Below are 13,701 nucleotides of genomic sequence, written 5' to 3'. Positions count from 1 at the left end.
AGGGAGAGGGCAATGCTGAAGCTCATGTTCGCGCTGGCGCTCGCCGCCGGCGCACCGGCACTGGCGGCCGGAGACACCGAGGCCGAGATCAAGGCAGCATCCCGGGCGTTCGACGACGCCCAGCTCCACAGGGACAAGGCTGCGCTCGACCGCTTCCTCGCCAGAGATTTCAAGTTCGTGCGCGGCTCGGGCAAGTTCACCGACCGCAACGAGTTCATCGCCGGCTTCACCGATCCGAACGTCACCTTCGAGCCGTTCGTGATCCGCGACCCGATGTACGTGCCGCTCGGCGCCGACGCCGGCATCGTCGGCGGCGAAGGCATCATCCGCGGCACCGAGAGCGGCAAGCCGTTCGAGGAACGTTTCCGCTACGCCGACACCTTCCGCCGCATCGATGGGCGGTGGCAGGTGGTCTACGTGCAGGTCACGCCGATCAGATAGCCTTCCACTATGCCGGATTGTGCTTGGCCAGAAAGCTCTCCAGCGCCTTCAGAAACTCCAGCCGATCCTCGCTTCGCGTGAAATGGTGGTCGGCGAGCGGCTGCTCGATGTAGATCGCGTCCTTGCCCGCGGCCTTGAGCTTCTGCGCCATGACGCGCGAGTGGACCACCGGGACGGTCTGGTCCTTCTTCCCGTGCACGATCAGCACCGGAATCGAGAAGCCCTCCGGATCATTGACCGGCGACACGCCCTTGAGGTCCGGCGCCTGCGTGCGTACCCAGTCCCGCTTCGCGCCGGACCAGAGGCTGTTGCTGTCCTGCCGCATCCAGCGCGTGAGGTCCGACACGCCGGCATAGGACACCGCGCAGCGGTAGAGCTTGCCGTCGCGCTCCGCCGCACGCAGCGCCGCATAGCCGCCATAGGAGGCGCCGACCATGCACACGCGCTTGGGGTCGGCGATCCCCTGCGCCGCCAGCGCGGTGACGGCGTCGTTGAGGTCGTCCTGCATCGCCAGGCCCCATTGGCCCTCGCCCTTCCTCATGAACGACGTGCCGTAGCCGGTCGATCCGCGGTAGTTGGGCTGGATCACGGCATAGCCGCGGTCGGCGAGGAACTGCGCCCACCAGTCCCATTCCTCGCTGTCGCGCGCGCGGGGGCCGCCGTGGGGCATGACGATCAGCGGCAGGTTCGCGCTCTTCCCCTTGGGCAGCGTCAGCACCGCCGCGATCTCCAGCCCATCCCGCGCCTTGTAGCGGATCGTGCGTACCGGATGCATGTGCTTCATCCGGATCGCGCTGTTGTTCAGCTGGAGCAGGTCCATCGTGTCCTCGGCTGCCCGATAGATGAAATAGGCACCCGGCGCGTCGGCGCTTCCGACATGAACGATGGCGACCGAACGGTCGCGGCTCAGCGAGACGATTCGTGGCGAGCCCCCCTTGATCTTCGAGGCCACCGTCTTCTCCAGCGCTTCCAACGCCGGATCGGTCCAGCGGATTCCCGGCCGGTCCTCGTTCACATAATAGCCGATATAGCTGAAGCCATCCTGATCGGTGATGAGCCCGCCGAGGTCATAGCCCTTGGACGAGACGAGCTGCTTGCCCCGCTCGAGCGTTTGGAGGTCGAGCTCGTACAGGGCCGAATAACCCTCATCGTCATCCGAGATCATTACCGCCTTGTTCGGATCCTTCAGGAACAGCGACGGGACGAGCAGGTCGTCGTCTCCCCTCCCGGCCTTGTCGATCGTCCGGAAGGAGCTGTGCGCATCGGGCCGGTAGAGCACGCGCCGCGAACGGCCGTCGTCGGACCGACCGATTCCCAGCCGGATCGTGCCGGCGCCATCGGCATACCAGTTGAACACACCGCTGCGCCCCGCGAGCACGGACTTGCGCCGACCATTGCTCACGTTGATTTCGTCGACGCCGGGCCAGAAGCCCGGGTCGTTGGTGTAGATCGACGTCTGCGACGCCATCAGGATGCGCGGGCTGCCGTCATTCGCCACCCAGAGGACGTCGTCGGCATTCTGCCCCGCGTCGCGGGTGGCAAGCCGGACCAGCTTGCCGTCGACGGCGCTGACGCTGACGGCGCGCCGGACGTACCAGTCATCGCCCTCGACCGGCACCTGCTGGCCGACGCCAAGGATCAGCCAGTCGTCGTTGACCCATCGCCACCAGTTGAAGTCGTTGTCGCCGAGCGCGACATAGCGCGGCTTGCCGCCGTCGAGCGGCAGGATCGTGAAATATTGCGTGCCCTGAACCGCGATCTTGGCTGCCAGCATCTTGCCGTTCGGCGACAGCTCGGGGCCCTCGAGCGCCGGCACTTCCGCGAACGCCGCGACATCGAGCGGCTGCGGCTTCGGCGGCGATTCCGCCCCGATCGCGCTCGCGCACATGAAACCCGCGGCCAAAACCAGGCCGGCAAGCCGACGTCGCATCCCCCATTCCCCCTGAGTCACATCTTTGCCCCGCCCCGATGCTGCCTTTGTCGCGGAGGCTTGGCAAGCGGCCTCGTCACCCTCGACTCGGCCGGACGATCGCGGCTAGGACGCACCCATGAAGCTCATCATCGGCAACAAGGCCTATTCGTCCTGGTCGCTGCGCGGCTGGCTCGCCTGCAAGCAATCCGGCCTGCCGTTCGAGGAGATGGTGGTCCCCCTCTACGACGATGCGTGGGAGAAGCGGCGCGAGGGCGACGAGTTCGCGCCGTCGTCCGGCAAGGTGCCGATCCTATGGGACGGCGATGTGGTGGTGTGGGACAGCCTCGCCATCGTCGAATATCTGAACGAGGCGTCGGGCGGCGACAAATTCTGGCCGACCGATCCGGCGGCACGCGCGATGGCGCGGTCGATGGCGGCGGAAATGCACTCGAGCTTCGCGGCGCTGCGCCGCAAGCACAGCATGAACATCCGCCAGGTCTATCCCGCGCAGCAGCCCGACGACGACGTGCTCGCCGATCTGCAGCGGATCATGGAGTTGTGGGCACAGGCGCGCGCCCGCTTCGGCGGAGACGGCCAGTTCCTGTTCGGTGAGTTCGGCGCCGCCGACATCATGTTCGCGCCGGTGGTGACGCGGCTCGTCACCTATTCGCTGCCCGTCGCGCGCTTCGCTCCGGCGTACATGAACGCGGTGCTCCAGCACCCCTTCATGCAGGACTGGATCGCCGCAGCGCAGGAGGAGGAATGGGTGCTCGAGCAGTTCGAGCAGACGCCGGCGTGATCACTTGATCCGCTCCGCCGGATACGGCGTCCCGTCCTTGTGGACATAGCCTTCCGGCGTGAACCGCATGTCGATATCCGGATAGTCACCGCCGATATCGTCGCCGGCGCCGACCACCACGAACACGCAATCCGCATCGCTGCGGTTCTGCAGATGATGACCGTTCGGCTCGCCGGCCGGAAACGACGCGCAATCTCCGGGCCGCAGCATCGTCTCGCCGCTATCGTCGACCAGCACCGCCTCGCCCGCCAGCATCACCAGGAACTCGTCCTCTCCGACGTGCCAGTGGCGCTGCGACGACCAGGCGCCCGGCTTCAGCGTGACGTGGCTGACGCCGAATCTGGTCAGCCCCGATGCGGGCGAGAGCCGGCGATACCAGCGCCCCTGCACCGGCCGGTCGAACGGCGCCGGATAGCCGGTGCGATTGGTCTGCGGGATTGCGTCGAGATCGAGCTTGGGCAATGCCGCCTCCGATGACGAGAGATGCGGTGGATGTCGTAGCGCTGGCGAAGGCGCTGATCGAGTGCGAAAGCGTGACGCCGGCGCGGGGTCCGGTGTTCGACGCGCTGGAGGCGGCGCTGGTGCCGCTCGGCTTCGCGGTCGAGCGATTCGTGGCGGGCGGCGAAGTCGAGAATCTGCTCGCGGTGCGCGGCTCCGGCGGACGGCATTTCGCCTTCGCCGGCCATGTCGACGTCGTACCGCCGGGCGAAGGCTGGACCAGCGGCCCGTTCGAGGGCGCGATCCGCGGCGACCTGCTCTACGGACGCGGGGCGGTCGACATGAAGGGCGCCGTCGCCGCCTTCGTCGCCGCTGTCGCCGCCGCGCCGGCCGAGGGCACCGTCAGCCTGATCATCACCGGCGATGAGGAAGGCCCCGCCCTCCACGGCACCCGCGCGCTGATCGATCGCATGGCCGAGCGCGGCCTGACGCCCGACCTCTGCCTGGTCGGCGAGCCTACGTCCGCCCAGCGCCTCGGCGACACGGTCAAGATCGGCCGGCGCGGCTCGGTCAACATCTGGATCGACGTGCCGGGGCGGCAGGGCCATGTCGCCTATCCCCATCTCGCCGACAATCCGATCCCGAAGCTGGTCACCGCACTGGCGGAGATCGACGCGGTGGTGCTCGACCACGGCAGCGAATGGTTCCAGCCGTCAAACATCGAGCCGACCGACCTCGCCGTCGGCAATCCCGCGACCAACGTCATCCCCGGCGCCGCCTCGGCCCGGCTCAGCATCCGCTTCAACGACCAGCAGCGGGGGCAAGATCTGGTCGAGCTGGTCCGCAGCATCGTCCACTCCCACGCACCGGAGGCCGACGTGCGGGCGATGATCTCGGGCGAGGCGTTCCTGACGCAGCCGGGCGCCTTCTCGACGATGGTTTCCGACGCGATCGAGGCGCAGCTGGGCGTGCGGCCCGAACTCAGCACCACCGGCGGCACCTCCGACGCACGCTTCCTTTCGAAACTATGCCCGACGGTCGAGTTCGGCCTCGTCAACGCGACGATGCACAAGCTCGACGAAGCGGTCGCGCTCGCCGACCTCCGCGCGCTCTCGGCGGTCTACGCCGACATTCTCCAGCGGGCGCTGTCGTCGCCCTGAACCCAGGCGAGGAAGGCCGCCTCGTCCATCGGCGGCGCGACCACATAGCCCTGGATCACGTCGCAGCCGAGCACGCGCAGCACGTTGGCCTGGGCATCGTCCTCGATCCCCTCGGCGACCACTTCATAGCCGAGCCCATGGACCAGGCTGATCACCGCCTGGGCGATGGCTCGGGCGCTCGCCTGATGCGCGACCTGCTCGGTCAGGCTGCGGTCGAGCTTGACCCGGTCGATCGGGAGGTCGCGCAGCCGCGGCAGATTGGAATAGCCGGTGCCGAAATCGTCGACCGCCACCGTCGCGCCATCGGCACGCAGCGCCTTGATCGCGTCGATCACGTCGTCGGAGCAATGCATCGCCAGCGTCTCGGTCAGCTCGATCTCGAGCAGCCCGGCCGGTGCCCTGGCCACGCGCATCGCATCGCGCAGGCGGCGGAAGAAGGTGGCGTTGTCGAGCTCCCGTGCGCTGATGTTGACCGCCAGCCGCGCATCGATGCCGATCGCGCCCCAGCGGGCGATGGTGTCGGCGACGCTGCCCACCACCCATTCGCCGATCTCGACGATCAGCCCGGTCTCCTCGGCGCGGCGCAGGAAGCTGCCCGGCAGCCGCAGCTCGCCCGACGGATGGCGCCAGCGCAGCAACGCCTCGGCGGCGACGATCCGCCCCTCGCCCATCGCGATCTGGGGCTGGAACACCAACGCGAACTGGCTGCGCTCGATCGCATCGCGCAGGTCGGCCTCGAGCTTCGCCCGATCGGCGATCTCGCTGGCGAGACTCTCGGTGAAATGCTCGGCACGGCCGCGGCCCGAGCCCTTGGCATGATACATGGCGGCGTCGGCCGAACGCATCAACTCGGCGAGCGTGGTGCCGTGATCCGGCCGCATCGCGATGCCGATCGACGCGCCGACCGTGATTTCCTGGTCGCCGAGGCCGAACGGTTCGCTCAGCGCGAACAGGATGCCGCGCCCGATCCGGTCGGCGTCGCCGGCGTTGGCGAGCGCCGGGAAGAACATCGTGAACTCGTCGCCGGCAAGGCGGCCGATCAGCGGCGTCAGCGCCGTGTTGCGCGGCGCGAACCGCTCGGCCACGGCGCGCAGGCGGTTGGCGACCATCGCCAGCAACTGGTCGCCGGTGGCATGGCCGAGCGTGTCGTTGACGCCCTTGAAGCGGTCGAGATCGATGAAGAAGATCGCCGCCCTCGCCCCCGGCTCGAGCCCGGCAAGGATATGTTCGGCGCTCCGGCGGAAATTGGTGCGATTGGCGAGACCGGTGACCGGATCGAACATCGCCAGTTGCTGGACGTTCTCGATCTGGCTGTGGAACTGGCGGAACAGCCCGTCCATCGCGGCGGCCAGCGCCGGCACATGCTCGCTCACCTCTTCGGGGATTTCACTTTCGAGATCGCCGTTGCCCGCTCTGGCAAGTCGCGCGATCGCGGCGTCGATCGCCGCGGCGGTGACGCTCACCGTCCGTTCGGCATAGGCCCAGCACATCACGGCGCAGACGATCGCCGGGACCAGCGCCCGGCCGGCGCTTTCCTGATCGGCTCGCCCGCCCGACGTGGCGATCAGCGCGAGGATGAACACCACCGCGCCCGCGCACATCGCAAAGGCGATCGCCCGGCTCTTGAGCGAGAAATTCTCCATCGTCTCGTGTAACGCTCGCCCTACACTGTCGAGCGCTCTGCGCCCTGTCCCCATGCGGCGATGATGGCGGTGAAGGGTTAAGAAACTTGCCGTGACTTTCGTAACACTATGTAAAGTGCGCCGGCCCCGCCGTGCCGCGGATGCGCGCCGCGAACCGCCGCGATGCGATCGGCATGGCGCGAGGCGGCGAGCCAGTCGCCCACCGCTGCACGGATCGCGCCGCGCGCGTGCGGCCGCTCGGAATCCGGCCGCGGCGGCTTGCCGGTGACGAGCAGGATCAACCGCTCGCCCGCCGCGATCGCGCGGTCGAGCGACTGGTCGAGCAGCAGATAGGCCGAGTTGAGGCCATGGCCGTGGAGGTCGACCGTCCGATCGGGCGAGACGAGTCCTCGCGCCAGCTTCCGGTCCCAGCTCGCGTCGAGCGTGGTCCCGGGCGCCGATGGCTTCGGCTTCGGCACGGGCACCTGCACCGGCGGCTTGCCCGCCGCCGCAGCCGGCTTACGCTTGACCGGCTCCGGAGCGTCGGCGACCGGCAGCGGCGGTACCGGCCCGAGCGGCCGCACGCTCGCCATCACTCGCCGCCACAGCGCCGCCTCCTCAGCGCTGAGTCGGCGCTCCGCCACTGCTGCCTCCTCCCTGGAGCCGCGCCAGCGTGCCCACCGGCAGCAGCAGGAAGGCGGTGCCGCGCGCCGACATGCCCCCGGCGATCGCGCGCGCCTCGGCCCCTGCGCCCCAGAAGGTGTCGACCCGATTGGCGCCCTTGATCGCCCCGCCGGTATCCTGCGCAACCCACAGGCCATTGGCGTCGGCGCGGTCCATCGACAGGAACACGGGCGCACCCAGCGGCACGAACTTGGGATCGGCGGCGACGCTCACCTGCGCCGTCACCGGTACACCCAGCGCACCGAGCGGTCCCGGGCCGGTGAGCTCGCGGAAGAACACCCAGCTCTTGTTCTCCTCCATGATCGCGCGTCCCTCCTCGGGGTGGGCGCGCAGCCAGGCCATGATCCCCTGCATCGACGCTTCGCCGGGCCCGAGCAGCCCCCGCTGCCGCATCAGCGCACCGATGCCGGTATAGTCGCGCCCGTTCTGGCCGTCGTAGCCGATCCGCATCACCCCGCCGTCGGGCAGACGCAGCCGCCCCGAGCCCTGGACCTGGAGGAAGAACAGCTCGACCGGATCGGCCGCCCAGGCGATCTCGAGCCCACGCCCGGCGAGCGCGCCGCGATCGATCTCCGCGCGTTCGTAATAGGGCACCAGCTTCTGCCCATCCACGCGCCCGCGGATGCGCTTGCCCTTGAGCGTGTCGGAGAAGAGGCCGAGATCGACCTCTATGATGTCCTTGGGCCGGGCGTAGATCGGCACCTCATAGCCGGGGCGGCGGGTGCGCGACCCGGCGATCTCGGGCTCGTAATAGCCGGTGGCGAATGCCTTGCCGTCGGCAATCTGCACTGCCTCGAAATAGCGGCTGAAGAAGTCGCGCGCGCCGCCGTCGGGCACGCTCGCCGCTGCCTGGCAGGCCGCGGTCCAGTCCTCCGGCCGGGTGAGGCCCGACGCATCGGCACGCCGAGTCAGCGCGGAGCACGAGGTGCGGAACGCCGCCAGAGCGCGCTGGGCGCCGTCGGGCGCGATCGGCAATGTCGCGATCGCCGGTCCGGCGACGACGCCGGCCGCCACGGCGGTCACGGCATCGGCAGGCGCCGGCGCGGCCGGTTGGGCCGCCATCGGAGTCGAGGGCGTGGGCTGGCGCACGGGCAGATGATCGCCGGGCGCGGCTGGCGGCGCCCTGCCCGGGCCTTCACCGGGCGGCACGATTCCGCTCGCGCAGCCGCCGAGCAGCACCAGGACTCCGAACAGAGCTAGTCTACGCACATGCGCCCTCCCGCTCACGTATTCCCTCTCCCTTTGGGAGAGGGAAGGAGCCGCCGAAGGCGGCGGGAGGGTGAGGGTGACTGCGGCCGGCGTGGTCACCCTCACCCTCCCACTCGGGCTATGCCCGAGCGGGCCCCTCCCTCTCCCAATGGGAGAGGGGAAATTGAGCTACGTCCTAGAAGAAACCCCCGGCCTCAGACAAGCCGCGGTCAGGCTTCATCGGTGTCAGCGAGCTTCCAGTTGGGATCGCTGCTGCGGAGCACACGGGTGAACGTCCACGACTCGTGCGTCTCGATCGCGTCGGTCAGCGAACCGGCGATCACCGCGCCGTCCTTGTCGCGGGTGACGGCGGCGACGTCCGCATCGAATCGCACGGTGATCCGCGCGGTGCGGCCTTCGACCTGCGCCTCGGTGATCGCGGCGCGCTCAATGCTGACCAGGCGGTTGTCGAGCACCTCGCCCTTCGCCTCGCGCTCGTCGATCGCGTGCACGAACTCGGCGCGGACCTCGTCCTCGCACAGCCACTTGAGCGTCTCGCGGTCGCCCTTCCAATAGGCTTCCAGGATCATGCGATAAGCGCCCTTCGCGCCCTCGATGAACTGGGCGACGTCGAAGCCGGGATCGGCCGAGACCACCGCGCGCAGGCCGCTCTCGGCACCGCTCTCGATCGTGCGCGGCGCCGCCTCGCGGTGCTCGGGCGTCACGTCGATCGTACGCGCGACCGGTGGCGCGCTCAGACGCTCCTCGGCGGGCTTCAGCGGGGTCTGCTCATGCCCCGTGCGCTTGCCCAGGACCGAATAGAGCCTGAGCGCAAGGAACGCCGCGACCATGGCGAGGAGAATGACGTAGAAAAGCACCGTGCCTCCAAAGCATCGAACGCCCAACATAGGCAAGCGTTGCGTGACATTCAAATAGGACGGTCCGTGCCATTGTCTCGCCCCGCGGCGGCTGCTAGTCGCCACGCCTGTTTTTCGAGGCGCCGGACCGCCGGCGCCGATCTTCCACGAAGGGACGTAACAAATGGCCGAAGAGAGCACGGACGCCGGCATCGGCGAGACGCTCGGCAATGGTGCGGACACCGCCCCCGTCGCGGGCGTGCTGTCGCAGTATATCAAGGATCTCTCGTTCGAGAATCCGAACGCGCCGGCGATCTACCAGAATCAGAGCGCGCCCAAGATCGACGTGAGCTTCAACATCGGCTCGGCCCAGGTCGGCGAGGACGTCTACGAGGTCATGCTCAAGATCGAGGCGCGCGCCGAGACCGAGAACGGCCAGGTCGCCTTCGTCGTCGACCTCTCCTACGCGGGCCTGTTCGGCCTGCGCAACGTGCCGGCCGATCAGATGCAGCCGTTCCTGCTGGCCGAGGCGCCGCGCATCCTGTTCCCCTTCGCGCGCCACATCGTCGCCGAAGCGGTGCGCGACGGCGGCTTCCCGCCGCTGATGCTCGACCCGATCGACTTCGGCGCGCTCTACCTCCAGCAGGCGGCCCAGGCCGAGCAGCTCGCCCAGGGCGAGACGGCCGGGCAGGCCTGAGCCTCGTTCCGACGCTCTCCCCGTTCGTGCTGAGCTTGTCGAAGCACCGTTCTTCGGTCGAAGGAAGTACGGCCCTTCGACAAGCTCAGGGCGAACGGGGAGAGTTAAGACCATGAATCTCGCACGTTCGCTCGGTTCGATAGGCGGGCTGACCCTCGTCAGCCGCGTCCTCGCTCTGGTCCGCGATTCGCTCCAGGCGGCCTTCGTCGGTGCAGGCTTCGCGTCCGACGCCTTCCTGGTCGCCTTCCGCCTGCCCAACATGTTCCGCGCGCTGTTCGCGGAGGGCGCCTTCTCCTCCGCCTTCATCCCGCTGTTCAACAAGAAGGTGGCCGAGGGCGGCGAGCTCAACGCCGGCCTGCTCTTCGCCGAGCGTGCGCTGGCGGTGCTGTTCCCGATCCTGCTGGTCTTCACGATCATATTGATCGCCGCAGCCTGGCCCCTCACCTGGCTGCTGTCGGGCGGGTTCAACAACCCGACGCCCGATCAGTTCGCCTATGCCGTCACGCTGTCGCGGATCACCCTGCCCTATCTCGCGCTGATCAGTCTGGTGTCGCTGCTCGGCGGCATCCTCAATTCGCTCGACAAATTCTGGGTCAACGCCGCCGCGCCGATCCTGCTCAACGTCGCGATGGTCGCGGGGCTGTGGTTCTTCCACGGCGCCGATGCCTATGAGACCGCGCGCGTGCAGGCGATCAGCGTGCCGGTCGGCGGCCTGCTCCAGCTGCTCTGGCTGATCTGGGCGTGCCGCCGCGCCGGAGTGAAGCTCCGCCTCGCCGTGCCGCGCATCGATGACGACGTGCGCGCGCTGTTCCGGCTGATCATCCCCGCCGCCGCCGGTGCCGGTGCCGCACAGATCAATCTCGTGATCTCGACCGCGCTGGCCGGGGCGCTGCTCGATCCTGGCTCGATCAGCTACATCTATTACGCCGACCGGCTGAACCAGCTCCCGCTCGGCCTGATCGGCATCGGGCTCGGCACCATCCTGCTCCCGACGATCTCGCGCCTCCTCTCGAACGGCAAGGACGGCGAGGCGATGGAGACGCAGAACCGCGGCATCGAGCTGGCGCTGTTCCTGACGCTGCCGGCGACCGTCGCCTTCATCGTCGCCGCCGAGCCGATCATCCGCGGCCTGTTCCAACATGGCGCCTTCACCGCCGAGGATACGATGAAGTGCGGGTGGGCACTGTCGGCCTTCTCGATCGGCCTTCCCAGCTATGTGCTGGTCAAGGTGCTGACTCCCGGCTTCTACGCGCGCCACGACACCAAGACGCCGGTCCGCTACGCCACCATCTCGATCGGCGTGAACATCGCGCTCAACCTCGCGCTGATCCCGCTGATCGGCCATATCGGCCCGCCGCTCGCGACCGCGGTGTCGTCGAGCATCAACGTCGCGATGCTCTACTGGACGCTCCGCAAGCGCGGCCATTTCGAGAGCGACCAGCGCCTCAGGCGCCGCATCCCCCGCCTCGCCGTCGCCGCGGTGCTGATGGGCGCGGTGCTGTTCGGCACCGAGCGGCTGCTCGATCCCTATCTCACCGGCGGCTTCTGGATTCGCCTCGCCGGCCTCACCGCTCTGGTCAGCCTGGGCGTTGCGGCCTATGCGGTCGCCTGCTTCATCACCGGCGCGTTCCGGCTCAGCGACCTCAAGGCGCTGGCCCGCCGCCGAGCCTAGAGGACCACAATGCGCGTCGTTTCCGGCATCCAGCCCACCGGCAATCTCCACCTCGGCAATTACCTGGGCGCGGTGAAGCAGTGGGTGCGCATGCAGGACGAGGTGGCGGCCCAGGGCGGCGAGACGATGTACTTCATCGCCGACCTCCACGGCCTCACCCAGTGGATCGACCCGCGCGAGCTCACCGCCAACACGATCGAGATGACTGCGACGATGATCGCCGCCGGCATCGATCCCGAACGCTCGATCCTGTGGAACCAGGCGCGCGTGCCGGCGCACAGCGAGCTCACCTGGCTGCTCAACAACGTCGCGCGCGTCGGCTGGCTCAACCGCATGACCCAGTTCAAGGACAAGGCGGGCAAGGATCGTGAGGGCGCCAGCGTCGGGCTGTACGATTATCCGGTGCTGATGGCGGCCGACGTGCTGCTCTACAAGACCACGCACGTCCCGGTCGGCGAGGACCAGAAGCAGCATCTCGAGCTCGCCCGCGACATCGCCACCAAGTTCAACACCGACTATGGGGTCGAGCTCTTCCCGCTCCCTGAGCCGATGGTGAGCAAGGAGGCGCCGCGCATCATGAGCCTGCGCGACGCGACCTCCAAGATGTCCAAGTCGAACCCGTCGGAGATGTCGCGCGTCCACCTGGTCGATTCGGACGACGACATCGCGGCCAAGTTCCGCAAGGCGAAGACCGATCCCGAGCCGCTGCCCGACAGCTTCGATGCGCTGGCCGAGCGCCCCGAGGCGCGCAACCTCGTGACGATCTATGCCGCCCTCGCCGACCGCACGCCGCAGTCGGTGGTCGAGGAATATGCGGGACAGGGCTTCGGCCAGTTCAAGCCGGCGCTGGCGGACCTGGCGGTATCGGTGCTGAGCCCGATCCGCGACCGGCTGACCCGCCTGCTCGACGACCGCGCCGCGGTGTCGGCGGTGCTGGCGAAGGGGGCGGAGAAAGCCGCCGCCCTCGCCGCACCGACGCTGAGAGCCGCGCAGGACGCGATGGGACTGGAGCTATAAAATCCTCCCCGAGCTTGCTCGGGGAGGGGGACCGCCGAAGGCGGTGGAGGGGCGCCGCGCAGCGGCGATCGTCCTCACCCACTTGTAATCCGATGGCGTCACTCGATTACGCGGTCACCGTGGCCGCGTGATCGGCCAAGCGCCAGCGCACTGGCCACGCAGATGCCGAACAATCCGCCTTCGATCGTCGCCGTCAAAGCCTCGCTCACGCGGCCGAAACCCTCCTCGCCCAGCAACGCGCCGATCGCGTCGAGCCGGAAGCGCGCCCCCGCAAATCCGTGCGCCAGAAGATTGAGGCTGCCGCCCAGCAGATGTCCGCCAAGCAGAGGCACGAGCAGCCCCGCGGCTCCACCGGCAAGTCCGCCGACTACAGCGCTGCCGCCGAACTCGAGCTGCCGGTCGACGGAAATCCACGTAGCAAAGCCGAGCGCCGCACCGAGCAAAGCCCCTTCCGCCGGGCCGGTCATTCCCGAGGGCGACGCGCCGAACAGCAGCGCGAACGCGTCGAGCCCGAGGAGCTTGGCGATCCCGCCGATCGCGAGGCCACCGACCATCCCTCCCGCGGTGCTCCATTGCCACCTGTCGCTCGGCATCAGGCGCACCACCGCGATTCCGCCACCCACCCCCAGGCCGGCGACGAGGCCGATCAGCACGTTGATCGCGAGCAGCACCAGCAGCACCGAGATCGCCCCCATTCCCTGCGCGGGCGACGCCGGAGACACCGCAAACCCATAGAGCAGCCCGCCGCCGACCCCCGCCAACGCGCCGCCGAGACCGGCTGCCCCGGCAGTCCGCAGGACCTGATGCAGGTCGAAGCCTCGCGGTTTCGCCGGTGCAGTGCCCTCGACACCGGCCCATTGCGCCTCGGCAATGAAACGATAGCCGTATTTCGGCACGGTTTCGATGAAGCGCGGGCGCGCGGCATCGTCGCCGAGCTCGCGGCGCAACGCGCGGATGCATTGGGTCAGCGCCTCGTCGGTCACGGGCACGCCGTTCCAGACCTCATCCATGAACCGGTTCTTGGTGACGAGCTTGCCCCGCTCGCGGAGCAATAGCCCGAGCGCATCGAGATAGCGGCCGCCCAGGTCGAGCCGCTCGCCTCCGCGAGTCAGCGAACGCTCGGCGGGATCGAAGGTGAAATCCCCGAAGCGAAGGCGACCGAGCATCATTCTTCAGCCATTTCTCATCTCCGGCTCATGCCGCTCATCCGGATC

13 protein-coding genes are annotated in these 13,701 nt (G+C 68.5%); 6 read left to right on the top strand and 7 right to left on the bottom strand.

What is annotated here, in order from left to right; genetic code table 11:
• Positions 1 to 12: 12 nt before the first annotated feature.
• A complete protein-coding gene (locus AC2YHA_RS01635; RefSeq protein WP_487400114.1) occupies positions 13 to 441 on the top strand; it encodes a nuclear transport factor 2 family protein in 429 nt (142 codons plus the stop codon).
• A gap of 7 nt (positions 442 to 448) precedes the next feature.
• Here AC2YHA_RS01635 and AC2YHA_RS01630 read toward each other — a convergent pair whose 3' ends face one another.
• Entirely contained in the window at positions 449 to 2,371 is a 1,923-nt protein-coding gene (locus tag AC2YHA_RS01630; RefSeq protein ID WP_487400113.1) for an alpha/beta hydrolase family protein, read from the bottom strand.
• Between the two features lie 118 nt (positions 2,372 to 2,489).
• Between AC2YHA_RS01630 and AC2YHA_RS01625 the strand changes: the two genes are divergently transcribed.
• Positions 2,490 to 3,152, top strand: a complete 663-nt coding sequence (locus AC2YHA_RS01625) for a glutathione S-transferase family protein (RefSeq protein WP_487400112.1) — start codon at positions 2,490 to 2,492, stop codon at positions 3,150 to 3,152.
• Here AC2YHA_RS01625 and AC2YHA_RS01620 read toward each other — a convergent pair whose 3' ends face one another.
• Complete coding sequence (locus AC2YHA_RS01620; protein ID WP_487400111.1) at positions 3,153 to 3,614, bottom strand: cupin domain-containing protein; 462 nt, start codon at positions 3,612 to 3,614, stop codon at positions 3,153 to 3,155.
• Positions 3,615 to 3,625: 11 nt separating this feature from the next.
• Between AC2YHA_RS01620 and dapE the strand changes: the two genes are divergently transcribed.
• On the top strand, positions 3,626 to 4,750 hold the full coding sequence (dapE, locus tag AC2YHA_RS01615; RefSeq protein ID WP_487400110.1) for a succinyl-diaminopimelate desuccinylase: 1,125 nt from the start codon (positions 3,626 to 3,628) through the stop codon (positions 4,748 to 4,750).
• Here the strand turns inward: dapE and AC2YHA_RS01610 are convergent.
• From AC2YHA_RS01610 to AC2YHA_RS01595, 4 genes are all read right to left on the bottom strand, one after another.
• A complete protein-coding gene (locus tag AC2YHA_RS01610) occupies positions 4,711 to 6,393 on the bottom strand; it encodes a putative bifunctional diguanylate cyclase/phosphodiesterase (protein ID WP_487400109.1) in 1,683 nt (560 codons plus the stop codon). The two genes, dapE and AC2YHA_RS01610, sit on opposite strands and share 40 nt — an antisense overlap.
• A gap of 77 nt (positions 6,394 to 6,470) precedes the next feature.
• Positions 6,471 to 6,965: a Smr/MutS family protein gene (locus AC2YHA_RS01605; RefSeq protein WP_406694216.1), complete on the bottom strand. Its 495-nt coding sequence runs from the start codon at positions 6,963 to 6,965 to the stop codon at positions 6,471 to 6,473.
• A 25-nt stretch (positions 6,966 to 6,990) separates the two neighbouring features.
• Positions 6,991 to 8,265, bottom strand: coding sequence for a murein transglycosylase A (gene mltA, locus AC2YHA_RS01600; protein WP_487400108.1), 1,275 nt, complete (start codon positions 8,263 to 8,265; stop codon positions 6,991 to 6,993).
• Positions 8,266 to 8,474: 209 nt separating this feature from the next.
• Complete coding sequence (locus AC2YHA_RS01595; protein WP_487400107.1) at positions 8,475 to 9,152, bottom strand: Tim44/TimA family putative adaptor protein; 678 nt, start codon at positions 9,150 to 9,152, stop codon at positions 8,475 to 8,477.
• 133 nt (positions 9,153 to 9,285) lie between these two features.
• Here AC2YHA_RS01595 and secB point away from each other — a divergent pair, with 133 nt between their 5' ends.
• The 3 genes from secB (at position 9,286) to trpS (ending at position 12,487) form a co-directional block, all read left to right on the top strand.
• Positions 9,286 to 9,798 carry a protein-export chaperone SecB gene (secB, locus tag AC2YHA_RS01590; RefSeq protein ID WP_233783278.1) on the top strand — a complete coding sequence of 171 codons (513 nt, stop codon included), beginning with the start codon at positions 9,286 to 9,288 and terminating at the stop codon, positions 9,796 to 9,798.
• Positions 9,799 to 9,910: 112 nt separating this feature from the next.
• Positions 9,911 to 11,470 carry a murein biosynthesis integral membrane protein MurJ gene (murJ, locus tag AC2YHA_RS01585; RefSeq protein ID WP_487400106.1) on the top strand — a complete coding sequence of 520 codons (1,560 nt, stop codon included), beginning with the start codon at positions 9,911 to 9,913 and terminating at the stop codon, positions 11,468 to 11,470.
• A gap of 9 nt (positions 11,471 to 11,479) precedes the next feature.
• Complete coding sequence (trpS, locus tag AC2YHA_RS01580) at positions 11,480 to 12,487, top strand: tryptophan--tRNA ligase (RefSeq protein WP_487400105.1); 1,008 nt, start codon at positions 11,480 to 11,482, stop codon at positions 12,485 to 12,487.
• A 98-nt stretch (positions 12,488 to 12,585) separates the two neighbouring features.
• On the opposite strand, the gene AC2YHA_RS01575 is transcribed toward trpS, so the two are convergent.
• A complete protein-coding gene (locus AC2YHA_RS01575; RefSeq protein ID WP_487400104.1) occupies positions 12,586 to 13,653 on the bottom strand; it encodes a winged helix-turn-helix domain-containing protein in 1,068 nt (355 codons plus the stop codon).
• Positions 13,654 to 13,701: the final 48 nt, after the last annotated feature.

The sequence above is a fragment of the Sphingomonas sp. SRI_018 genome, assembly GCF_057586275.1.
Note: the sequence above shows the minus strand (reverse complement) of the source record. Positions and strands in the feature narration are given on the sequence as shown.

Coding starts and splice junctions, on each gene's coding strand:
- AC2YHA_RS01575 (WP_487400104.1), bottom strand. CDS start 13,653: ATGCTCGGTCGCCTTCGCTTCGGGGATTTCACCTTCGATCCCGCCGAG.
- AC2YHA_RS01635 (WP_487400114.1), top strand. CDS start 13: ATGCTGAAGCTCATGTTCGCGCTGGCGCTCGCCGCCGGCGCACCGGCA.
- trpS (WP_487400105.1), top strand. CDS start 11,480: ATGCGCGTCGTTTCCGGCATCCAGCCCACCGGCAATCTCCACCTCGGC.
- AC2YHA_RS01610 (WP_487400109.1), bottom strand. CDS start 6,393: ATGGAGAATTTCTCGCTCAAGAGCCGGGCGATCGCCTTTGCGATGTGC.
- AC2YHA_RS01605 (WP_406694216.1), bottom strand. CDS start 6,965: ATGGCGAGCGTGCGGCCGCTCGGGCCGGTACCGCCGCTGCCGGTCGCC.
- AC2YHA_RS01625 (WP_487400112.1), top strand. CDS start 2,490: ATGAAGCTCATCATCGGCAACAAGGCCTATTCGTCCTGGTCGCTGCGC.
- AC2YHA_RS01630 (WP_487400113.1), bottom strand. CDS start 2,371: ATGCGACGTCGGCTTGCCGGCCTGGTTTTGGCCGCGGGTTTCATGTGC.
- murJ (WP_487400106.1), top strand. CDS start 9,911: ATGAATCTCGCACGTTCGCTCGGTTCGATAGGCGGGCTGACCCTCGTC.
- secB (WP_233783278.1), top strand. CDS start 9,286: ATGGCCGAAGAGAGCACGGACGCCGGCATCGGCGAGACGCTCGGCAAT.
- AC2YHA_RS01595 (WP_487400107.1), bottom strand. CDS start 9,152: ATGTTGGGCGTTCGATGCTTTGGAGGCACGGTGCTTTTCTACGTCATT.
- dapE (WP_487400110.1), top strand. CDS start 3,626: ATGACGAGAGATGCGGTGGATGTCGTAGCGCTGGCGAAGGCGCTGATC.